The following is a 21,860-nucleotide window of genomic DNA, read 5'->3' on the forward strand; positions in this document are numbered from 1 at the left end:
CCTAATCCGACCTACTTGGGCAATGGCATGCTATTCGGGGATTGTGCGGTTTTGTCGGATTACGGCTTCGCCTAATCCGACCTACTCCAGCAATGGCTCGCTGTTCGTGTAGGTCGGATTAGCCCGAAGGGCGTAATCCGACACTGTGGCACCCAAACCCCAACAAAACCGCACCGATCAAACAACACCACACCCCCCCGTCCCTGCGAACCACCACCCGGCATCCCAAAACGCTCAACCCCAAAAACGGCCCGCGCGCTAACCCCCGGCCCCCGACTTATGGTAATGTCGACTAACAATACCAAGGACAAGCAGTCCCTCGAGACCTGACATCACTGGCAGAGGCGGCACCAGCGCCGCTCTCAACACGTATAAATAACAACGAGGTGTCCCATGAGTAAGTGTTTTACCCGTCTTTTCCTGCCCGCTATGACAGCGCTGTTTTTAAGCGCTTGCGGCAGTTCCAGCGCCGACAATGGCCTCATTACCCCCCCACCCGGCGGCTCGGGCAACGGTGCATCGTCCAGTTCCTCTTCAAGCGCGTCTGGCGACGCCGAAGGGATGATCAAAGTCAATCAGGTCGGCTTTCTCCCTGAGGCGCAAAAGCTGGCGGTGGTGCCCGGTGGTGTAGAAGTGGATGCCTTCGAGGTCGTCACCGCAGACGGGGAAACCGTGGTTTATACCGGTGAACTCGGCAGTGCCGCCACTTGGGCGCCTGCGCAGGAATCCGTGCGTCTGGCGGATTTCTCAGGCCTGTCCGATGAGGGCAGCTACCGGATTCGGGTTGAGGGTCTGGACGACTCCCCGGCCTTCACCGTTGCCGCCGATGCCTACGCAGAGTTGAGCGCGGCGAGCCTCAAGGCCTTTTACCTCAACCGCGCCAGTATTGAATTGCTGCCGGAATACGCCGGTGACTATGCCCGGTCCGAGGGTCACCCGGACGACGAGGTGCTGGTACACCGATCCGCCGCCAGTAATTCGCGCCCGGCGGGCTTTCAAATCAGTGCCGCCAAGGGCTGGTATGACGCCGGTGACTTTGGCAAGTACGTGGTCAACTCCGGCGTCTCCACCTACACCCTGCTGGCCGCTTACGAGCACTTTCCCGCGTACTACGCCGCTCAAAACCTGAATATTCCCGAAAGTGTCAATGATGTACCGGATATTCTCGACGAAGCCCGCTGGAATATCGAGTGGATGCTGGCCATGCAGGACGAGGATGGCGGTGTTTACCACAAGCTGACCACCCTTAACTTCGCCGGTACCCTGATGCCTCATCAGGCCACCGCGACCCGCTATGTCATCGGTAAGGCGACGTCGGCGACCCTGAACTTTGCGGCGGTGATGGCTCAGGCCAGCCGAATCTGGGAGGCTTACGACGAAGATTTTGCTGCTGAGATGCTCGATGCGGCCGTGATGGCCTGGGGCTGGGCACAAGAGAACCCCGAAGTGCGGTTTACAAACCCGGTTTATGAAGATAGTCCAGGGGACAACGTTTTCACCGGCGAATACGGCGGCAATGACCTGGCCTCCAACCGCGCCTGGGCGGCGGCAGAGCTCTTTATTACTACCGGTGAAGACAACTATTATAATGCTGTGAACTTTGCCAATACTCAAATTTGGCACCCGGCCTGGCCCGACAGTCGCGCCTCGGCCTGGATCTCGCTGGCCACTCATCAGGAGCATTTGTCAGAGGTCGCTGATATCGAACTCATCAACAGTCGAATCACCAACTTGGCGAACGACTTCCTGAATATGCACAACAGTTCTGCCTACCGGGTCGCCATGACCAACGGTGATTTTTACTGGGGCAGCAACGCCAACGTGTTGAACCGGGCCTTCATTTTTATCAAAGCCTATCGACTGACTGGTAACGATGACTACCTCAATGCCGCCCAGTCGCACCTGGATTATATTCTGGGCCGCAACGCCACCGACTATTCGTTCGTGACCGGCTTTGGCAGTCAAACGCCGATGGACATCCACCACCGGGTATCCGCAGCCGACGACAACGAACAGCCGGTACCGGGTCTGGTGGCCGGGGGGGCCAATCCCCAGAATATGGATCAGGATTGCGGCGCCAGCCGTTACCCCTCCAGCGCACCGGCCAAGGCCTATCTGGACGACTACTGCAGTTACTCCACCAACGAGGTCGCCATAAACTGGAATGCGCCCCTGGTGTATGTAACCGGTGCATTGCAGGCGTTGTCACAGGCGCAGGCGGAGTAAATCCGGTTGTGTCGGCGGCGCAGCATTGATTGAGAGCTGTGCCGTTTTGTCGGATTACGCCCTTTGGGCTAATCCGACCTACGTGAACTCGGGTGCTTTTTTCTGGTTGGGTGTGGTTCTGTCGGATTACGCCCTGCGAGCTAATCCGACCTACGTGAACTCGGGTGCTCTTTTCTGGTTGGGTGTGGTTCTGTCGGATTACGGCTCTGCCTAATCCGGCCCACAGGAAACAGGGTGCCATTGTACGAGTAGGTCGGATTAGGCGAAGCCGTAATCCGACACTGTGGCACCCAACCCAAAAACATTACGCCAACCAGGCACCCAAACTCAAAAATCTCCCCTATCGCGCCTATGCCACAAGCTAGAGTGGCTGTCTCTTTGAGTTTGATCTCTTTAATGAAATCTTGCGTATGATTAGCTCAGCTCAGATTAACTAACATGGCTCAGCAAGCTGTCTCACGTAAAACGAAAATGGTATCTCTATGAAAAACCTTAACTACTTCTTATTGATCATTTTCATCTTTGGATTTTTTGTTCCAACAGCACTAGCTCAGGACAAAAAGACAGCGCTGGTGCCTTTGCCCTCAGTTGACGATTTTTCCAGAGGCAAGGATGGCTGGAGCCTAGGATTAGGCTTTGGTGTTGAATATGAAACTGCCTACGAAGGATCAGACGAATTTGGGTTCGAAATTCAGCCAGCTGGCGGTTTGCAATGGCGTAACGGCGACAATATTTTCTTTTTTGCCGGCGAAGTACTCGGCTGGCGTGGAGTTCGTGCGAATACCTGGTTGTTCGAGGCGCTCATCGGCTTCGATGAAGGTCGTCAGGAAAGTGATTCCGACGACGGTCGATTGGATGGACTTGGTGATCAGGATGAGGGCGCTGAACTCGTGCTGCAAGCGCGTCGGGCTTTCGACTCCGATTGGCGCTACTGGCTGGTTGGTCGTGTCGTAGCCGGTGGTGACGGAAACCTGGGTCTATTTGGACTGGGCCGTCGTTTCGGCGAGCAGCTCGACGGCACCGGTTCTGAACTCAATTTCGTTGTGGTTGTTCACGACAGCGAATACGCCAACAAAGGTTTCGGTATAGACGCAGACCAAGCGGCTGCATCCGGCTTGGATGAGACCAGGCTGAGCGGTGGATTACGCTCGATTGGTATTGACTACAATTATCGCCATTACATCAATAAGAACTGGCAGATTTACGGCGAAGCGCTTTTTGAATACTTTGGCAGTGAGGTTCGAGATAGCCCAATCGCCCGTAGTAACTACGAGGCCGAAGTAGGCATCGGCTTTATTTACGTATTCTAGACGGCTTCGCTTACAAACAGCGACTATCGTGAGTGATCCCCACCAACAATCCTGGACACCGCGTTTAGGGTGTGTAAGCTCCCCGGCAACGTCTCATGTCTCTCTCTGGAGCACGTCGGTGGTCACTATCGGTATCTTTGGTCTATCCTACCGCTATACCGTTGTATCACTTGCGTAGAGATATCGCCATGTTTGACAATCGAAACCGTTACGGCACCGTCACCCGCACCCTGCACTGGGGGATGGCGCTACTGATACTCTGGCAATTTCTTACCGTTGGTGCCCGGACGCTGGCGGAAGACTCGGCGCTGGATGATTTTATGTGGGCCACCCACCGGCCGTTGGGTGCAATGCTGCTGGTGCTTGTGGGCATTCGCATTGTCTGGGCCCTGATCAACCTGCGCCACCGGCCGCCAGCGGTAAACCCCTTCGCCAAGGCGGGTCATATCGCGCTCTACGTCCTGCTGTTCGTGGTGCCGGCCCTGGGTCTGGCGCGTCAATACGGCTCCGGGCGCACCTTTGAGCCCTTCGGCATTCCCCTGTTCAGCGGATTTGAAGGTCGTATCGACTGGCTGGTGGAACCGGGCAACCTGCTTCACGGCTCTTTGGGCTGGACCCTGATGGCCCTGGTGGTGGGCCATATCGCCATGGCCTATTGGCATCGAAAACAACCCGCGCAGCCCGACGTGCTGCCGCGCATGTGGGGGCGTAAGGACTGACGCCGCCAAAGGCTGGCGTCGGACACCGTGTTAACGATGATCGTTGCGATAAAGGAGTCACAACCTAGAGAATTGATTGCGCAATAGCCTGATCAGCGTATTGCGACCCTCGCGCCCCTTTCTTAACATCCGCCTCGCTAGACAGACATCCGCACGAGGTGGATACCATGGGGACGATAACGATAATATCCCGGGCGTTGGTTGTTTCGGTGCCCGGTCTGCTCATTGCCCTGCCTGCGCAGGCGCACGTTAAATGGTTTACCGAACCGACCACGGACGTTACGCCGTTAGCGCTGGACACCTATGTGTTGGTTGGTTCGCTGATAGCGTTGAGTGCGGCATTGACGACCGCACGCTGGCTCGACGGCGCGACGCGCCACCATGCGCTTACGCCCCTCTGGTCTGACCAGCCGTTTCACGGGGTGTATGGTCTGATCGCGCTCTACTTTCTGGGGGCGGCACTGACTCACACCTTCCTTGCGCCGCACGTTGCCGTATGCAGCCACTGGACTTATGCCGGTATTGCCGCACAGCTCTTTATCTACAGCGCGCTGTTGTTGAATCGGGCCCGGCTTTGTGCGGGACTGCTATTGGTTGCGTTGTTCGTCGTGGCGAGCTGGCAGGATCCTATTTTTGCACTCGAGTATCCGCTTTTGTTGGGTGTGGCCTGGGTCATCGCCTTTGCCAAACATCGGCCGACACCGGTCGACGTTGCCATCGTCCGCGTGCTCTTGGGTGTATCGCTGGTGACGCTTGCCTTTACCGAAAAACTGGCCGATCCCACCCGTGCGCTGATCTTGCTTGAGACCTACAACTTCAATTTTATGCAGTTGCTGGGCTTTAACTACAGCCATGGGTTATTTGTCTACTCAGCGGGACTGGTGGAGTTGCAGTTGGGCCTACTCCTGGTGTTGGGCTGGGTACCCCGCTTGGCGGTCGCAGCGCTCGCTGCCTTTATGGTGGCCACTAACAGCTTCTTTTTTGCATTGGGAGAGTATTACCTGGGCTGGGTCGAACTGATCGGTCACCTGCCGATCTTTGCTGCGTGCCTGCTGGTGCTGTGTTACCACCCCGTGGCGCACAGATCTCCCGTATACGGCATAGCGCCGGCGCGCGTGGGTTATTGGTAAGTCCGTGGATCGCGGAGGCTATTATGGGCTAAGCTTGTTGTCGAGCTAACCCTATTTCAAGGCTTGTGAGAATGGCCACTCAGACATAACACAGGTATTCGATGACTATACTGTTTCGACACAACCTTTCAGTCAGTGCCTTGGCGGTGTTTATGCTACTGAGCCTCGCTGGCTGTCAGACACCCGGCACCGATGCGGTTACCCCCGACAGTGATAGTGATCAGCCCGCGCTGCCACTGCGAGCCCTGGGGCAGGAGCCGGGCTGGATATTGCAGATGGACGACGAGCAATTGCAGTTGGACTATCAGTACGGCCAGCACCAGTTCAGCGCTCCAACGCCGGAAGCTTCCATGGAGGGAGACATCATCCGTTACAACGCCCGTGCCGATGGCGAAACCCTGTTTGTCGAGATCAAGCCGGGTTACTGTGAAGATATTATGAGCGGTCGCCCGTTTCCCTACACGGTGGAGATCACCATTAACGGTGAACTCTTACGCGGGTGCGGCGGGGATACACAATCCCTGCTGGTGGATCGCCTCTGGGCGGTAGAGGACATCAATGGCCGCGCGCTGGTGGACGATACCCCGCTGACCCTGAGCTTTGATACCGACCATCGGGTGTCTGGCAGTGCCGGTTGTAACCGCTTCAACGGCCGCTACGAAATTACCGGTGAAGGCGTCAGTTTTGGTCCGCTGGCATTGACGCGCCGGGCCTGTGAGGCGGCGTTGATGCAACAAGAAAGCGACATGATGAAGGTCCTGGAAGGGGCCAGCAACTTCCGTTTGGACAACAGCGGTGCGCTGATCATCCGTGGCTATCGTGGCCAAAGCCTGCGCGCGACGACCCAAAACTGATACCATGCCCGCCCCTCATTCACTGACGGCGCGGACACCATGATCGAAAGCTGGGCCTTCTATCTATTGGCCATTCCGGTTGTGCTCCTGGTGGGCATGTCCAAAGGCGGCTTTGGCGGCGGCCTGGGCACCTTGGCGGTGCCGGTGCTTTCGTTATTGATCGACCCGCGCCTTGCGGCCGCTGTGCTGCTGCCCATTCTGTGCACCATGGATCTGGTCAGCCTGTGGAATTACCGGCGCAGCTGGGATTGGACCAACCTGAAGATCATTCTCCCCTGGGCCATGCTCGGCCTGGTGGGCGGCGCCCTCACCTTTCAATACATGAGTCCGGATATGATCCGCTTGATGGTGGGCCTGATGGCCCTCTATTTTGTCGGCCACTACCTGTGGGGCAAGCATGTGATTCAACAGCTGCATGCCCACTCACCGAGCGTCGTGCGCGGCGGTTTCTGGGGTACGCTATCCGGTTATGTCAGCTACATCGCCCATGCCGGCGGGCCGCCCATGGCCATTTATCTGCTGCCCCAACGGATGCCCAAAACCCTGTTCGTCGGCACCACCGTGGTTTTCTTCACCGCGGTCAACTACGCCAAACTGCTGCCTTACGCCTGGTTCGGGCAACTCAATACCGGCAGCTTTATGACCTCGCTGGTACTTCTGCCCCTGGCGCCGCTCGGCGTGTTACTCGGTGTCCACCTGCATCACCGATTGTCGGATCGCTGGTTTTATTGGGCCTGTTACGGCATCCTGACCCTGGCGGGCATTCGGTTGCTTATCGACGGCGCAACGGGTTTGATGGGGGCAGCGTAAGGCAGAACATCGGTGCCTCATTGTCGGATTACGCCCTGCCGGCCAATCCGATCTGCTGGGGAAAAGGTGCCGTTGTTCGAGTAGGTCGGATTAGCGCAGCGTAATCCGACACCTGAGGCACAAAACCACGCAATCAATGCCACTCCCCTGCCGGCACCACCTCAACCCCCAATGTCCGCAACTGCCGCGCCAGGCGCTCATCACCGGTCAGCTGCCAGCGCCGATACAGCTGCACAATCGCCTCCGCATCAAACACCCGCTCGCGTGAACACGCCAGCGCAATCAGTTCCAGCATGTGCACAAAAGTGGTCGCCAGCTCAGAAAAAATATGCCGATTCTGATGGGCGTTTTCAGAGAGATAGTCATAGGCTCCACCACCCATACCGACAAAATAATCCTTGTGGATACCGCGCCGGGTGAAGTTACCGGGAAAGAGCGCCCCCATAAACAATGCCAGATCCCCCAGCTGGCGCAAAATCAGGCACCGCTCGCGAGTGTTCTGCGCCTCGTGAGCATCTTTATACAGCAGTGCCAAAGGCCGAATGCTCACCTCCCCCGCGTCATAACCGAACAGCTCTTCGCTGTCGCTGAAACGGGCCATTAGACTCCCGAGATACCACAGGGTATCGGTTTGGGGGGGCGACTGGAGGTGTTCAGAGGAGGCTTCCAGCTCGCGGCGAAAATAGTCAGACAGGGTGAGATGATCGGAGGAAGTCACTAAGGTCATGGGGTATCTCCATGGATGTTGCTAATTATGGTGCCATCCTACTTAGATAGCGCAATGGTTAGCTAAATTCCATAAGATTGGCGAGTTTTTAACCATCAGAATTTATAAAAAATGCTTCGCTATACGACTTGAAAGCGTAAAAGTCGCGCCTATTAATTGACTCAACACCACACCCTTCCCATAATGAAACATCGCTCAACCGGAGAACCTCTAATAATGCGCCAAACCATCCGTCACATCGGTCTCTTGCTGTTTTCTGTTCTTGTCTGCCTCCCCGCCCTGGCGGCAAACGATCTCAAACACCATCGGGACATCGTTTGGGCCAGCCCCGACGGGCATGACCTGCACCTGGATATCGCCGTCCCCCAAACCGCCACCGAGGCCAAGCCGGTGTTGGTCATCTTTCACGGCGGTGGCTGGTTGATCAATGACAAATCCATCATGAACGACCTCGCCGAGACCGTTCCCCGCCGCGCCGATATCATCACCGTCAATGTCGACTACCGGTTGCTTCCGGATCGGGATAACACCGTCACGATCAACGAAATTGTTGAAGACGCCATGGGCGCGACGCTCTGGGTAAAGGACAACATCCACCGTTACGGCGGCGACCCGCAACAGATCGCGGTCACCGGTGACAGCGCGGGTGGCCACCTCGCGGCCATGGTCACCCTGGCGGGGCGTAACCTGGGGAGCGATGGCTTTAACGACAAAACTCAGCGCTTTACCCCGACCTACCTGCCCGACGGAAGAACCGCCGAGCAAGTGGCCGAAGAAGATGGGCTCAAAGTACAGGCGGCCATCCTGAGCTATGCCGCCTTCAGTATGTTGGAAGCCGCGCAAGGCAATTTTGAAAGCGCGGACAATCCCTTCTGGGGCTGGGCCGATGCGGAAGCGCGCGGTATCTTTGGTAACGAACGCAACGTCAACGATCACTCCGAATACTACCAGGCGGTCTCCGCCGCGCCCTACCTGGTCAGCGCCGACGAGTACCCTCTGCCCCCGCAATTTGTTCACGTCGGTGAAAACGATGATGTCACGCCACCTGAGAGCGCCCGTGCTTATGTCGACCGACTCACCGAGCTGGGCCAGCATGCGCGTCTGGTCATTTACGATGACCTGGGTCACGGTTTCCTCGATACCGGCTGTAATGATTACACGGGTGGCTGTTTTGAAGACCTGGCCGAGGAGACGGTGAAGGATATGGTGGCGTTTTTGGAAGACGTGTTTGAGCTATAAAGTTCGGGCGCGTTTTTGTCGGATTACGCCTTCGGCTAATCCGACCTACATGAAAATATGCGCCGATGTGTGATTGTCGGATTACGCTGCGCTAATCCGACCTACATAAAAAATGTGCCAATGTGCGAGTAGGTCGGATTAGCCCCGCAGGGGCGTAATCCGACAATAACGCGACCAGGCAAGAAAAAATCAAAGCAAATAATAAATCGCCGGCGCAATGGTAATCGCCGCAACAATCAAACCAATAAGCGCCACCAAACCATCCCGGGCAACCAACCCAAGTCCAATAGCCGTCCACGCAAGTCCGGCCCCATGCGCAGAAAAAGGAACCACTTCCAGTACCGGCGTTACCAGCAGCACCGCCAGACACGCTACGGCAATGCCATAAAGGCCAGCCCCTTGCACAAACATCGGTAACCTCGGGCGCAGCAACTTGTCTACCCATCGTGCCGGCTTGCGTAGCCAGCCGGCACCTTTCGATACCTTACTCGCCGCAATGGACCGATTGAGTATCCACTTGGGCATCCACAAGTGATCACGGTGCAGTACCAACTGGGCAACGGTAATGATCACTACCACACCCATGGCGATCGTCGAGCCGGGGATATCACCCAGCACGGGTGCCAGGGCAAACAACCCCGCTAGCAATATGAAGGGCCCAAACGAACGACTACCGGTAATGTCGAGAATGGTTTTCAGCGACACCTGTTCGTTTTCTTCGGCCGCTTGCTGCATGACGTCGAGCATACCCTCAACATCTGTAAGCTCGTCGCGCCCGGTGCTGCTTTCGCTTTCAGACATACAGGGGGAATCCCAATGGAGTACAGTGCCATCTTAGCGTACTGACGCGTTTGCGATTTATCTGTGCGGCAACGAACATCTGGCGCTAAAAACCCGTTTTACACCACTGCGCAAGTGTGGCATTGTCAAGATTACGCCGTGGGAAAACAAGGGCCGATGATGGGAACAGGACTCAGCCGTTATATCGCGTTGGTGGCGCTTATTACAGCGATTGCCAGTGGTTGCGCGTCCAACAATCCCCAGGAAAGTCAGCCACAGAATGATGAGCCGCAGGCGTCGTCTGACAACGAAAACGACGACTTCGAACCCACGGTTGTAGCAGACCGTGATTACCGAGACCCGCTGATCGGTATCAACCGCGCCATTTTTTCTTTTAATGATGTCAGTTATCGATACGTCCTTTTCCCTCTCGGAAAGGGGTACACCCATGTGACCCCTGATCCGGTCCAGCGTGGGGTCAGCAATTTTTTCTATAATCTGAGAACACCGATTTACATCGTCAACAACGCGTTGCAACTCAAGCCCCAGGACGCGGGGACCAACATCGCCCGCTTTACCATCAATAGCACCATCGGTATTTTGGGTCTTTTCGATCCGGCAACACGCTGGTTTGGAATCGAGCGGGCAGACACCTCGTTTAACGATACCCTGGCACAGTATGGTGCCGGCTACGGCATATACATTGTGATTCCATTCCTGGGGCCGTCTGACTTGCGCAGTGGTACCTCGGTACTGGTTGAAGGCATTTTCCACCCCGTCACATACATCGCCGATGACCGTGAACGCATTCTTATTCAGGGCTTTGATTACTTTCAGGAATTTGCACCCGAAGCAGAAAGTTTTGAAGCGTTGATGAAAGAATCAGATGACCCCTATATTTTTATGCGCAACTTTTACCTGCAAGGAATACAGCGGGATGCCGAGTACCCCGGTGAATAGACTGGCCAAACTACTGACGCATTATCACCTGGTGGTGTTATCAGCCTTTGTCATCATCGCCATTGCCCTGGGCTGGCAAGCGCAGCATTTCAAAATTGATGCGTCTGCCGATACCCTGCTGACTCAGGATAACGTTCATTACATCAGAACCCAGGTGATGAATGAGCGCTTCTCGCCCCAGGAGTTCATCCTGGTGGCCTATGAACCCAAAAACACCGATCTGTTTTCCCAGCAAACCTACACCAACTTAGAGTCCCTGACGGAGCGGCTGAACAATATCGAGCGCGTAGAGTCGGTGCGCTCCCTGCTCAATGTCCCCATACTCTCCCTCATGGAGGGCGACTGGACCGGAGGCAACCCTGAGGACTGGACCCATGAGCGGCAGGGCTTCAGTAACGAGCAGCTGGCAGAGGCCTTTTCCGGCAACCCCATCTACGAGGACCTGCTGGTCAATCAGGGGCAGACCGCCACCGCCATTCAGATTCTGTTCCAGCCTCATGAAGAACTCACCGAAATCCAGAGTGAAATCACCGCCCTGCAGAAAAAGTCCCTGGATCAGGATCTCAATCGCGAGGAGCAAGAGCGCGTTGAGCAGCTGCAGGAACAAGCGCAATCGCTACAGGACGAACTGGGCAACACCCGCCTGGAAGAGATCGACCAGATAAGGAGCATTATTGCCGACTACGAAGCGGACGCCGACATCTACCTGGGCGGCGCCCATGTGCTGGGTTACCAACTGATTGATATCATCCAGAATGACCTCTATCTGTTCGGCGGCCTGATTGCGGGCATGATCTGCCTGGTGCTGTTCCTGCTGTTCGGCAGCTTCCGGTGGGTGTTGATCACCGTGGTCTGTTGTGGTCTCAGCGTTTTTCTGACCATCGCCCTGTTTGGCATGTTGGGGCTGCGGGCCACAGTGATATCGGCCAACTTTATCGCGCTACAACTTATTCTCACCCTGGCCATCGTGGTCCACCTGATCGTGCAGTATCGCGAGTACAGCAGCAGCCACCCGGACTGGAACCAGAAGCAGCTGATCGAAGCGGCGTTTGTCAAAAAATTCGCGCCCTGCCTGTACGCGGGTCTGACCACCTCCGTGGGTTTTGCCTCCCTGCTGTTTACCGGTATTCAGCCGGTGATCTCCTTCGGCTGGATGATGATCATTGCCGTTTCAATTTCCATTCTGGTCAGCCTTTCGGTGTTCCCGGCCATGCTGGCGCTGTTTTCCCGAGAATCGGGGCGCGAGCAGCGCAAGTTGGCGTTCTGGACCATGCGCGGCTTTGACACCGTCGCCCGCAACAGACCCTCGCTGACCCTGTGGCTGTGCGGCGGCGCCTTCCTGCTCGGTGTCGGAGGACTGTTTCTGCTGGATGTGGAAAACAGCTTTATCGACTACTTCAGCAAAGATACGGACGCCCATCGCGAGCTGACGTTTATCGACCAGGAGCTCGGCGGATCCACGCCCCTGGATGTGGTCCTGACCATACCCGAGGTCGAGCAGCCCGATCTGATCATTACCGCGGAAGACGTGCAGCGAGCGCAGCGCGTGCAGGAAATGCTGCAGGAGCAGGAAGGTATGGGCAAGATCCTGTCGATCGTCAACTTTACCCAGCTCGCCATGGAACTGAACGATGGGCGGCCACTCACCGAATACGAACTGACCGCCGCCTATCGAATGGTGGACGACGAATTGCGGGACGATCTGATCGGCTCCTATTTTTCAGAGGAGCACTCCCAGCTGAGAATCAGCGCACGCATTCAGGACGCGACCGAAGGGCTGAACCGGGCCGAGCTTATGGAAAGTATCAAGAACGAAATGGCGGAACTGGGTATAGCCGAAGACGACTACACCCTCACCAACCTGTTTGTACTCTACCAGGACATACTCCAACGCCTGTTCCGTTCCCAGATTCTGGCTCTGGGCATCGTCTACATCGCCCTGACCCTGGCGTTCTTTGCCATTTTCCGCTCAGTGCGGCTGGCCCTGGTGGGCATTACCCCCAACATACTCTCCACCGTGGGTATCCTGGGCGTCATGGGCTGGCTGCGCGTACCGCTGGACCTGATGACCATCACCATTGCCTCCATTGCCATGGGCATAGCGGTGGACGACACCATCCACTATATCCACCGCTATCGCGAAGAACTGTCGAAAGAGTCCGCCAACACCGCCCTGCGCAACACCAACTTCAGCGTCGGCTACGCCATGCTTTTTACCTCGGTCATCATCATGCTCGGCTTCTCCCAGCTGGCCTTCTCCGACTTCATCCCCAGCGTCCAGTTCGGCCTGCTCGCCAGCCTGGCCATGTTCATGGCCCTGGTCTGGAACCTGACGCTGCTGCCGGTACTGCTCGCCAAGTTCGTCCCCGGTTCCCACAAACCCGACAACCAGCCCGCGTAGGTCGGGTTAGGCGCAGCCGTAACCCGACAATGTGGCACCCACCCCACCAATGTCCGAGTAGGTCGGATTAGCCCGAAGGGCGTAATCCGACGTTTGCGCAATGCTTCCCAACACACCCAAAAACCGACAACCATTCAATACAGATAACCCTTCCCCCGCGGCTTGATGGGCGCGGGCAGATCGCTCTCACCCAACAACTGGCGCAGATCAATCTCAATGGTGCGCGCGATGTAATCCATGGGCACATCGTTGACCGTGTTGTCGAACGGTCGCTCGATATGGCGGCCGACATACTCCAGCATAATATAGGCGTAGCCGATCAGCAGTGAAAAGGGAATGGACAGGTAGCCCAGGTGTCCGGCCAGGCTGACAGGCAGGACAAACAAAAACACCGTCAGGGTGTAATTCATAAACCAGGTGTACTGCATGGGAAAGGGCGTCTTCTTCAGGCGCTCGCAACTGCTCAGAACCTGATTGAACGCTTCCAGGCTATCCAGTAGACGCAGGTGCTGGTAGGAATCCAGGTCGCCCTGCGCCAGCAGTGCGTGCAGCCGTTGATTCTGTCGATGCAGTATGGCCAGGGGTGGCGTCGCCTGCTGTTCGATCGAGGCACTTTCGTCGTCCGCGAGCAGTTCGCGCTGCTCCTCACCCGCCGGGATTTTTCTCAGGTACTGGTTGAGCCGCCAGGCGAAGGCGATCTGGCGGTAAATCAGGGCGCGCTGCTCCCGATCCAGAGCCTCACTGCCAGCCACCAGCCCCTGAACCAATAGCGCAAAGCTGCGCGAATGGTATTTGAGTTGTGACCAGATCTGGTGGCCTTCCCACCAGCGGCTGTAGGCGGTGTTATTGCGAAAGCCAATCAGAAACGCCAAGGCCGTCCCCAAAAAACCCGCCGCAAACGACAGCGCCCGCAGCCCTTCCTGCGGTATCTGCGCCATGGCCACACAGGCTAAAAGGATAAAGCCGGCCAGCGCCAGCAGCTGAGGCCAGGTGAAACACACCAGCTTGGTCAATGAAATACGGCGAGTAATGATCATAACGATTCCCGAAAAGCCTGTCGGCGCCCATGATAGCGCACAAACTCACGGCGCACCGCCAGTGCCTCAGCTCAAAAAGCCCCGCCGGGAATCGACGGGGCGGTGGTTGGATTTACCGGGCAATCTGGCCAAACCGGCCGGTCTGATAATCGCGCACTGCCTGCTCGATCTCGGCCTGCGTGTTCATCACAAAGGGGCCGTAACCCACGATGGGTTCGTCGATGGGCTCGCCACTCAACAGCAGCACCACCGCATCGTTGTTGGCTTCGATCACCAGCTCACTGCCTTCCCGGCTGAGGGTGACCAGATCGGCGTCGCGGGCAAGCTGCTCGCCATTGATCTGCACCGTGCCGCGCAACACCACTACACCGGTGGTCCAGCCGTCGGGCAGCGCCAGGGTCGTTTTGGTGCCGCCGTTCAGACGCAAGTCCCAGACATTCATAGGCGAAAAAGTCTGCGCCGGACCGGCCACATCGCCGTACTGCCCCGCAATGACGCGTACCCGGCCGGCACCGTCCGCCAGCTCGACACTGGGTATCTGGGCATCGGTAATGCCCTGATAGCGCGGCGGTGTCATCTTGTCCTTCGCGGGCAGGTTGACCCACAGCTGCACCATCTCCAGGGTGCCACCGCTTTCGGTAAAGGCCGGGCTGTGAAACTCCTCGTGCAGAATGCCCGCGCCTGCGGTCATCCACTGGACATCGCCGGGGCCGATCACGCCGCCGTGGCCGGCACTGTCTTTGTGGGCCACCTCGCCGGCGTAGACGATGGTGACGGTTTCAAAACCCCGATGCGGATGCTGCCCCACCCCGCGCGGCCGCACCGCCGGGCTGAAGTCCCGGGGACCGGCGTAGTCCAGCAGCAGAAAGGGGCTCAAGGCCTGGGCATGGCTGCTGTAGCTGAACAGCGAGCGCACCGGAAAACCGTCGCCCACCCAGTGGCCGGCACCTGAGGTCACACGTTCAATCACTCTTTTCATCACAACCTCCTTCAATCGGTTTGTGGGATTGGGTATAGAGTACAATTGGAACGACATTGAGGGTAGACTGCAAAAATGACACTCAGCGTTCTATTTATGGAACTCACGAACTCACAAAAAGGTGACGCCCCATGCAGGATCTGAACGACCTCTACTACTTTGCCCAGGTGGTGGAGCACGGCGGTTTCGCCCCGGCGGGCCGGGCTTTGGGGGTACCCAAGTCCAAATTGAGCCGCCGGGTCGCTCAGTTGGAGGCCCAGCTCAAGGTCACCCTGATCTACCGCTCGACCCGCAACTTCACGGTCACCGATGTGGGCCAGCGCTACTACGACCACTGCAAGGCCATGCTTATCGAAGCCCAGGCAGCGCAGGAGGTGATCGACAGTGTGCAGGCTGAACCCCGCGGCAAGGTGCGTATGACCTGCCCGGTCGGCCTGCTGAATTTTCACGTGGGTGAGATGCTGGCCCTGTTTATGGCCCAGTGTCCGGGAGTGTCGGTGCACCTGGAGGCCACCAATCGGCGGGTGGATGTGCTGGCGGAAGGGATTGATCTGGCCGTGCGGGTGCGCCCCCTGCCCCTGGAAGACAGCGAGCTGGTATTCAAGACCCTGTCCGATCGGGGCCAGTGCCTGGTGGCCAGCCCGGCGCTTATGGCCCGCTGCGGCACGCCGGACTCACCTCAGGCGCTGGCGGACTGGCCCACCCTCTACCGGGGCACGTCCGAGGAGTCGGCCTTATGGGTTTTGGAAAACGACGCAGGCGAACGGCAGCAGGTGCGGCACAAACCCCGTTACCTGACCACCGATATGCTGGCTCTGAAAAGCGCCGCCCTGGCCGGCGTAGGCATCGTCCAGCTACCGGTCCTGATGCTCACCGAGGAGCTGGCCCAGGGCAAACTGGTACCGGTGTTGCCCAACTGGCGCCCACCCCGGGAAGTGATCCACATCGTGTTCCCCTCCCGCCGGGGCATGTTGCCAGCGGTGCGGGCGCTGATTGATTTTATGGCGGACGAGTACGCGCGGATTGAAGAGGATTGAGGATTGGTAGTAGCGCTTCAGTAGGTCGGATTAGTCCCGTAGGGGCGTAATCCGACAATCGCTCCCAGAAACCAAAATCCCCGGGTACTATGGGCGTTTCCACCGTAATCCGGTAGCCTTGGTGCAACAACCCGTTCAATACAGAGAATCGCTAAGGAGCCCCATGAAACACCTCCTTATACTCGGCGCCTTCGCCATGGCCCTGGCCGTCATACTGGGCGCCTTTGGTGCTCACGGCCTCAAGGCCCGGGTAAGTGCCGACGCCCTCAGCGCCTGGCAGACCGGCGTCCAGTACCACATGATCCACGCCCTCGCCCTGCTGATGGTGGCCGTGCTGATGGCCCAGTTCCCGGCCATGGGTGGGCTGCACTGGATCGGCGGCCTGTTCCTGGCCGGTATCCTCTTGTTCTCCGGCAGCCTCTACCTGCTGGTACTCACCGACTGGCGCTTCCTTGGCCCCATAACCCCCATCGGCGGAGTCGCGTTCATTTTGGGGTGGCTGGGGTTATTATGGAGCGCGTTACGGCTGTGACGCCGAACACAAGGAGTCGACCATGACAGAACAACAGATACGGATCTTCACCACAAGCGATGGCCGAGCGCAGCTGGAAGTGGCGCTGGATCGGGAGACGGTGTGGCTAAACCAAAACCAGATGGCTACTCTTTTCGATACATCAACCGATAACGTCGGTTTGCACTTGAAAAACATCTACCGGGAAGGTGAGCTGGAGGAAGCCTCAACTACCGAGGATTTCTCGGTAGTTCGTCAGGAAGGCAAGCGGCAGGTGCAGCGCCGCATCAAGCACTACAGCCTCGATGCCATCATTTCCGTTGGCTACCGGGTAAGCTCCAGGCGCGCCACACAATTCCGCCAATGGGCCACCCAAACCCTAAAAGACCACTTGGTCCAAGGTTACACCCTCAACCAACGCCGCCTGACCGAACGAGGCATAGAATTCGAGCAGGCGGTAGAGCTGCTGGGCCGCACCCTGAGCAATCAAGGCCTGGCATCACCCGAAGGAGAAGCCGTCACCAGCGTTATCAGTGACTATGCCCGCTCCTGGAGCTTGTTACAGGGCTACGACGAACAGGCACTGTCCGAAGTGAGCACCGGCCAACCGGGCATGCACGCGATATCCCTTGAAAACGCATTAAGCGCCATACCCTGGTAGCACTCGCCCTACTGGTGGCGGAAAGCCTGCCGGACCAGAAAACCCTGATGATCCGGCTGATCGAACATTTCATCCTGCTGAAGTAGCCAACAGTCATGATCCGCGTACATAGCACCAAAAAACTGCTGACCAAACTGCCCATCGACGAACGTGGCCGCATTATCCAGACGCATCCCGGCACGGATGCGGCCAACGACGGCCAGGACACCCTGCTCTCCGGCTGGCACGCCAACCTGATCATCCTGCAAGGCCGCAACTGTGTGCTTATGGCGCACGATGCCACCCGCTTCCCGGTGTTCATTCCCTGCCTGAAGAAGGCCGACTTCGCCCACCTCGACCACCTGTTTATCGATATCTTTATGAACACCCTGCTCAAGGCTGGCGCTACTGACGCTCAGATGCAGATCGCCCACAACGCCTTGGCACCGCTGGTGCTCGACAGCCAGTGCGATCGTTCCGTGCAGGGCACCATGAACCAGATGGCGCAAGACCTGGGCCACAGTCTCTGGTACAACAACGCCAAGGTCGCCGATCTTCTGCCCTACAGCACCAGTCTCTGGCTGGCGGATCGACCCTGCACCGCGAAAGGGGTGAAGGACTGCATATGGCCGATCAGAGCTATGTTGGCGCTGCTCGATAAGGCATCACCGCCCGAGTAGGTCGGATTAGCGAAGCGTAACCCGACAACAGCCTGCATCAGAGCCCTGCTCTCTTAGTGCCCGAGTTGGATCCCTTCGAACTCATACCCTTCAATATGACTACTGGCTGGACTAGCCAATTTTCTCTATATATCCTGGGCAGCTTTAAGATATTAACAATGTAACTCTGCAGCAGGTGGAACAATGGGAAGTGGTTCATTCTTTACCGACGCAAAAGGTCGTTTCGCAGAAACTGTTATCAGTACTCTTTTGGAGCATGCTGGCTACCGTGTGCTTCGCTTGGGCGTGGAAGAGTTGGTTAGCGAGGTAAAAGCGGGAGTTTCGCGAGGTGAACAGGCGTTGGTTTTGCCTGATCAGCTAAGGACGGCCCCTGACTTTCTAGTTGTTGATCCTGTCAGCGGCAATACTACCCTTTTAGAAGTCAAGTTTAGGCGCCGTTTTGAGTGTGATGTCGCTGCCAAATTGCATACTTTACTACAACGTCAAGAAAACTACTGGCCGGGGTTTGTCAGCGTATTTTTATGCCCGAATCCCCCAGGCTTTAATGATTCTTCAAAGGAGACGGATATCCGGCAATTTGTTCGGTGCCTAAAGGCTTCGGATCTTAATCGTCTTATAGAACCTCACGAACGCCTGACTAAGTGGCAAAGGCTAAGAACGCTTGGCGCCGTTTTTGAGCGTGTCGGAGATCAAGACTTCTATAAAGAAACGGCATCGTTAATAGGACCAATTAGAGCCTGGGCTTAGGGCTTTATCTGCTTGGGCTTACAAAACGCCTGGCTAAACGTCCTTTGATGCTTTGCGGTATTCCGTTAAATAGTCTGTAAACCCAGCGATTTTAAGTAGTTGTAAGTGGGGTCGTAGTAATCATTGGGCCGAGTGGGGTCGCTGTCGTCTCCCTCGGGAACGACCACTACCATGCCCTGTCTTGCGCGTGTCAAAAGCACCCGGTAGGTGTTCTCCAAGTAGCGTTGTCGATCAGTCTTATTTATCCGGGTCCAACGGGAACCTCTAAACTGGTTATGTGCCCACTGATTTCCGCTATAACGAAGATCGCCATCCCATACAACGCAGGCCCAATCCAGTTCTAGGCCTTGTACCTGAAATTCCGTGGCGACGTCCTCGAGATAAAAAGAGGATCGTGTATCGTCTTTGCCCTCCAGAAACCACTTTACGGGATCGGTTTTTACTCGGACGTCAATGGCATGAGGTTTGAGACGTTCAGCGCGTGATGAAACCACGATTCCGTAGCGCTCTGTCCCGCGAGCCTGTTGGCGAAGCCACTGCTTCGCCCGAGCCAAGTTTCGAGTCAGCACAATAGGGTAGCGCTCCTGGAGACCCGACAGGGTGTCTTTGGCAGATTCGATCTCAAGGTCGAGTACTTCACGCACAAAGCGGCTCAGTGTTTCGGCGCGAAACGAGCGCATGGAGGTGGCGAGGTGTAGGTTGCTGTCTACATAGGTATTAGGGCGCCCAAGAATTCTCTGGAACGTTTCTCCATCACGGTATTCAGCCTCGGTTAGATTCGATGATAAATAGACATCCCACGATTGGAATCGATTTAGTATGGCGTCGAACCACTCACTAATGCCAGCTTCTCCGGTATTGATTTCCTGGCCGCTGCCTACCAGGCAGATGACGACCGACCAATCATGGTGGCGGTCGAGGCAAGAGATTAAGAACTCTGGCTCGGACTGATTGAAGTCCGCCTTCCCTTTCTTTTGTTGCATGAAACTGCTGGTATGCGCGAGTGTCCAGGCTCGCTGTGCTTCGTCAAACAGAACGACATGCTCGTGAGGCGCGCTTGGATCTTGCAGGTACTCATCGCGGAAATGATGCACGTTCTGAATGAATGCTTCGACTTCTTTCTTTGCGTCGCCTTTGCGCATGAGCATCCCCTGTTGGCGGGACTGTTCCACTCGATCTCGGGTGAGGGCCTCACGCAATACCGCTACTAGCGGCCCATTGCCCGATAAGAATACACTGTATGTCTCGCTGTCGGGGTTGAGATGACGGGTGGCTACATCCAGCCCTACCAAGGTCTTTCCGGCGCCGGGGACTCCGGTTACAAAGCAAATTGCCTTTCGGCGTTCACTGCGCGATCGCTCAATGATGTCGTCGACGTTTTTTGCGGTGACTTGTAGGTTTTGCGCGCCGGCGTCGCTGCGTGATATTTCCTCCACCGCATGTCCGGCATAGAGTGCGCGGGCTGCTTCAACAATGGTAGGCGTGGGCATGTATCGGCCACACTCCCAAGCCTCCGCATCAATCAGTGGCGCGTGAAAATGAGCCAGGCCCTCCTGGACGAGGGAGGCTATCTGACTGGGCGCTACGCAGGTTGGTTGAGTCAGTCCATCGTTATGGGTACTGGAATGAATCTGCACAGGTTGCTCAGGAGCTTCTGTGGCAATAAGAACGGGTATAATGTAGAGGTCGTGGCTGGTCTCATGGAAGTTTTTAAAGTCGAGCGCGTAGTCCCAAACCTGATCCAGCGCAGAATGATTAAAGCTAGATTCACCCGCTTTGAACTCTAGAATAAACATGATGTGGCCGATAATCAGCACAACGTCGGCGCGGCGGCCCAGTCTTGGCACGGTTAGCTCGAAGTAGATGCGCGCGCCAGGCGTCAGAGACTCCGGGAAGGCCACAGATTTCAGGATGCGAATCTGCTCGTCCCATGCGTTACGTTGAGTGATCTCAACACTGCCGATCGATTCCTTAAGAAGTTCGCCAAGAATTGCATGATTGTCTTTCCGGAGGAATTGAGCCAGTTTGTCGCCATACATCCAGCGGCGAATCGCGCGGCCTGGGATTTCTGCGCTGTTATTCATGCGTTGTGAGCCCTTGTTGATGCTTTATGAGTTCTGGCAGTAAACGTAAAGATGATCGCGAGTTAAGTGCTATTCTCGAAAGTCTTTCAATATCCCAAGACTATCATGCGACAACGGGCTAGACAGAGTTCGAACCGTTCTGGGTGGATAAAATATCGCAATTCATTCGGCTAATATACTCGAAAATCTCATCCGTATCAGTAAAGAAGGAGGCTTGCCCGCTGAGTTTACAGCCGATCAGGACGTGCACGACGTCTAGCTCCGGAAGAAGGTCCTGTCGGCTTTGGCGGACTCAGGGCCGGGGAGCCCTCATCTACAGGTGGTCGATGAAGCCCAGGCTCTAATTGAAAGGAAGCGGATTTGTGTAGATATATGCGTCAAAGGCTTGAGAAATTGTGATATGCGCCACATTCTTTTCTGGCTTTTATTCACTTGAAGGGCCAGTTGTGGAAGAATTGTCGAGGTTAATCGAAGGAATATGCGCAGCCATCTTGTGATGGGTGCGGCATCGAAGTTTACCGATGAAAGGAGTGAATGATGGAAGTTATCGTGAAAATAGATGGATTGGGGATAGGGATTCCAAAAACAGGTTTCGGGTTAAATGCCTTCTCAGGCTCTTACATTCAAGTCAACTCAACCGCAGGTAAACCCCACAGAACGTACGGAGTGGTCGATTACCTTTCGGCTGGCGGAAATAATGGGACATTTATTTACGGTACCGCGCACACCGGACCCATAAAAGTCACCCCTGAAGAATTTAAAAAGTTTTCTCTTGAAAATGTACGTGGAAAGTACATTGAGGTAGAGGTTAAGGGAACCATCATTGGATCTGGCAAGGCTGATGTTGCCGTTAGCTTTATTGATGGTGAGGGCCGTTCGGAGACCGTCCTCGAGCGTAAGCATGTTGATGTATCCGGAGGACAGGTAGCGACGACAAAGGTTCGTGGGCGAGCACGGGTCATTAACCCTGTTCATTAATTAGGGGCACA

20 protein-coding genes are annotated in these 21,860 nt (G+C 56.3%); 15 read left to right on the forward strand and 5 right to left on the reverse strand.

Annotation, left to right across the window (positions count from 1 at the left end):
- The first annotated feature begins 393 nt into the window (after window positions 1-393).
- From DKW72_RS10205 to DKW72_RS10230, 6 genes are all read left to right on the forward strand, one after another.
- Window positions 394-2,226 (forward strand): glycoside hydrolase family 9 protein, encoded by a 1,833-nt coding sequence (locus tag DKW72_RS10205; protein WP_111642251.1) that lies wholly within the window; start codon window positions 394-396, stop codon window positions 2,224-2,226.
- Between the two features lie 482 nt (window positions 2,227-2,708).
- Window positions 2,709-3,536 carry a MipA/OmpV family protein gene (locus DKW72_RS10210; RefSeq protein ID WP_111642252.1) on the forward strand — a complete coding sequence of 276 codons (828 nt, stop codon included), beginning with the start codon at window positions 2,709-2,711 and terminating at the stop codon, window positions 3,534-3,536.
- Window positions 3,537-3,724: 188 nt separating this feature from the next.
- Window positions 3,725-4,255 carry a cytochrome b gene (locus tag DKW72_RS10215; protein ID WP_111642253.1) on the forward strand — a complete coding sequence of 177 codons (531 nt, stop codon included), beginning with the start codon at window positions 3,725-3,727 and terminating at the stop codon, window positions 4,253-4,255.
- A gap of 167 nt (window positions 4,256-4,422) precedes the next feature.
- Complete coding sequence (locus tag DKW72_RS10220) at window positions 4,423-5,385, forward strand: DoxX family membrane protein (protein ID WP_111642254.1); 963 nt, start codon at window positions 4,423-4,425, stop codon at window positions 5,383-5,385.
- 101 nt (window positions 5,386-5,486) lie between these two features.
- The gene (locus DKW72_RS10225; protein WP_111642255.1) at window positions 5,487-6,239 is read left to right on the forward strand and encodes an META domain-containing protein; all 753 of its coding nucleotides are present in this window, start codon (window positions 5,487-5,489) and stop codon (window positions 6,237-6,239) included.
- 39 nt (window positions 6,240-6,278) lie between these two features.
- A complete protein-coding gene (locus DKW72_RS10230; RefSeq protein WP_111642256.1) occupies window positions 6,279-7,049 on the forward strand; it encodes a sulfite exporter TauE/SafE family protein in 771 nt (256 codons plus the stop codon).
- A 133-nt stretch (window positions 7,050-7,182) separates the two neighbouring features.
- Here DKW72_RS10230 and DKW72_RS10235 read toward each other — a convergent pair whose 3' ends face one another.
- Window positions 7,183-7,776 carry a hypothetical protein gene (locus DKW72_RS10235; RefSeq protein ID WP_111642257.1) on the reverse strand — a complete coding sequence of 198 codons (594 nt, stop codon included), beginning with the start codon at window positions 7,774-7,776 and terminating at the stop codon, window positions 7,183-7,185.
- Window positions 7,777-7,992: 216 nt separating this feature from the next.
- On the opposite strand from DKW72_RS10235, the gene DKW72_RS10240 reads away from it, so the two are divergent.
- Entirely contained in the window at window positions 7,993-9,015 is a 1,023-nt protein-coding gene (locus tag DKW72_RS10240) for an alpha/beta hydrolase (RefSeq protein WP_111642258.1), read from the forward strand.
- Between the two features lie 189 nt (window positions 9,016-9,204).
- On the opposite strand, the gene DKW72_RS10245 is transcribed toward DKW72_RS10240, so the two are convergent.
- Window positions 9,205-9,816: an exopolysaccharide biosynthesis protein gene (locus DKW72_RS10245; RefSeq protein WP_111642259.1), complete on the reverse strand. Its 612-nt coding sequence runs from the start codon at window positions 9,814-9,816 to the stop codon at window positions 9,205-9,207.
- A gap of 138 nt (window positions 9,817-9,954) precedes the next feature.
- Here DKW72_RS10245 and DKW72_RS10250 point away from each other — a divergent pair, with 138 nt between their 5' ends.
- Both DKW72_RS10250 and DKW72_RS10255 read left to right on the forward strand, forming a co-directional pair.
- The gene (locus tag DKW72_RS10250; protein WP_232522371.1) at window positions 9,955-10,755 is read left to right on the forward strand and encodes an MlaA family lipoprotein; all 801 of its coding nucleotides are present in this window, start codon (window positions 9,955-9,957) and stop codon (window positions 10,753-10,755) included.
- Window positions 10,733-13,156: an efflux RND transporter permease subunit gene (locus DKW72_RS10255; protein WP_198411305.1), complete on the forward strand. Its 2,424-nt coding sequence runs from the start codon at window positions 10,733-10,735 to the stop codon at window positions 13,154-13,156. The genes DKW72_RS10250 and DKW72_RS10255 overlap by 23 nt, the downstream gene beginning before the upstream one ends.
- Before the next feature lie 134 nt (window positions 13,157-13,290).
- Here the strand turns inward: DKW72_RS10255 and DKW72_RS10260 are convergent, their stop codons facing one another.
- The gene (locus DKW72_RS10260) at window positions 13,291-14,193 is read right to left on the reverse strand and encodes a bestrophin family protein (RefSeq protein WP_111642261.1); all 903 of its coding nucleotides are present in this window, start codon (window positions 14,191-14,193) and stop codon (window positions 13,291-13,293) included.
- Window positions 14,194-14,305: 112 nt separating this feature from the next.
- Complete coding sequence (locus DKW72_RS10265; RefSeq protein ID WP_111642262.1) at window positions 14,306-15,172, reverse strand: pirin family protein; 867 nt, start codon at window positions 15,170-15,172, stop codon at window positions 14,306-14,308.
- A gap of 131 nt (window positions 15,173-15,303) precedes the next feature.
- Here DKW72_RS10265 and DKW72_RS10270 point away from each other — a divergent pair, with 131 nt between their 5' ends.
- From DKW72_RS10270 to DKW72_RS10290, 5 genes are all read left to right on the forward strand, one after another.
- Window positions 15,304-16,209 (forward strand): LysR family transcriptional regulator, encoded by a 906-nt coding sequence (locus DKW72_RS10270; protein WP_111642263.1) that lies wholly within the window; start codon window positions 15,304-15,306, stop codon window positions 16,207-16,209.
- Window positions 16,210-16,372: 163 nt separating this feature from the next.
- Window positions 16,373-16,741, forward strand: coding sequence for a DUF423 domain-containing protein (locus DKW72_RS10275; protein ID WP_111642264.1), 369 nt, complete (start codon window positions 16,373-16,375; stop codon window positions 16,739-16,741).
- Window positions 16,742-16,763: 22 nt separating this feature from the next.
- Window positions 16,764-17,381 carry a virulence RhuM family protein gene (locus tag DKW72_RS10280; RefSeq protein WP_198411306.1) on the forward strand — a complete coding sequence of 206 codons (618 nt, stop codon included), beginning with the start codon at window positions 16,764-16,766 and terminating at the stop codon, window positions 17,379-17,381.
- A 95-nt stretch (window positions 17,382-17,476) separates the two neighbouring features.
- On the forward strand, window positions 17,477-18,040 hold the full coding sequence (locus DKW72_RS10285; protein ID WP_111642265.1) for a DUF6933 domain-containing protein: 564 nt from the start codon (window positions 17,477-17,479) through the stop codon (window positions 18,038-18,040).
- A gap of 183 nt (window positions 18,041-18,223) precedes the next feature.
- Window positions 18,224-18,787, forward strand: coding sequence for a hypothetical protein (locus tag DKW72_RS10290; RefSeq protein ID WP_111642266.1), 564 nt, complete (start codon window positions 18,224-18,226; stop codon window positions 18,785-18,787).
- A gap of 65 nt (window positions 18,788-18,852) precedes the next feature.
- On the opposite strand, the gene DKW72_RS10295 is transcribed toward DKW72_RS10290, so the two are convergent.
- Window positions 18,853-20,871 (reverse strand): DUF2075 domain-containing protein, encoded by a 2,019-nt coding sequence (locus DKW72_RS10295; protein WP_232522372.1) that lies wholly within the window; start codon window positions 20,869-20,871, stop codon window positions 18,853-18,855.
- A gap of 537 nt (window positions 20,872-21,408) precedes the next feature.
- Here DKW72_RS10295 and DKW72_RS10300 point away from each other — a divergent pair.
- Entirely contained in the window at window positions 21,409-21,849 is a 441-nt protein-coding gene (locus tag DKW72_RS10300; protein ID WP_111642267.1) for a hypothetical protein, read from the forward strand.
- The last annotated feature ends 11 nt before the right edge of the window (window positions 21,850-21,860 follow it).

The organism is Marinimicrobium alkaliphilum (assembly GCF_003259155.1).
In the GTDB taxonomy this organism is placed as follows: Bacteria; Pseudomonadota; Gammaproteobacteria; order Pseudomonadales; family Cellvibrionaceae; genus Marinimicrobium_A; species Marinimicrobium_A alkaliphilum.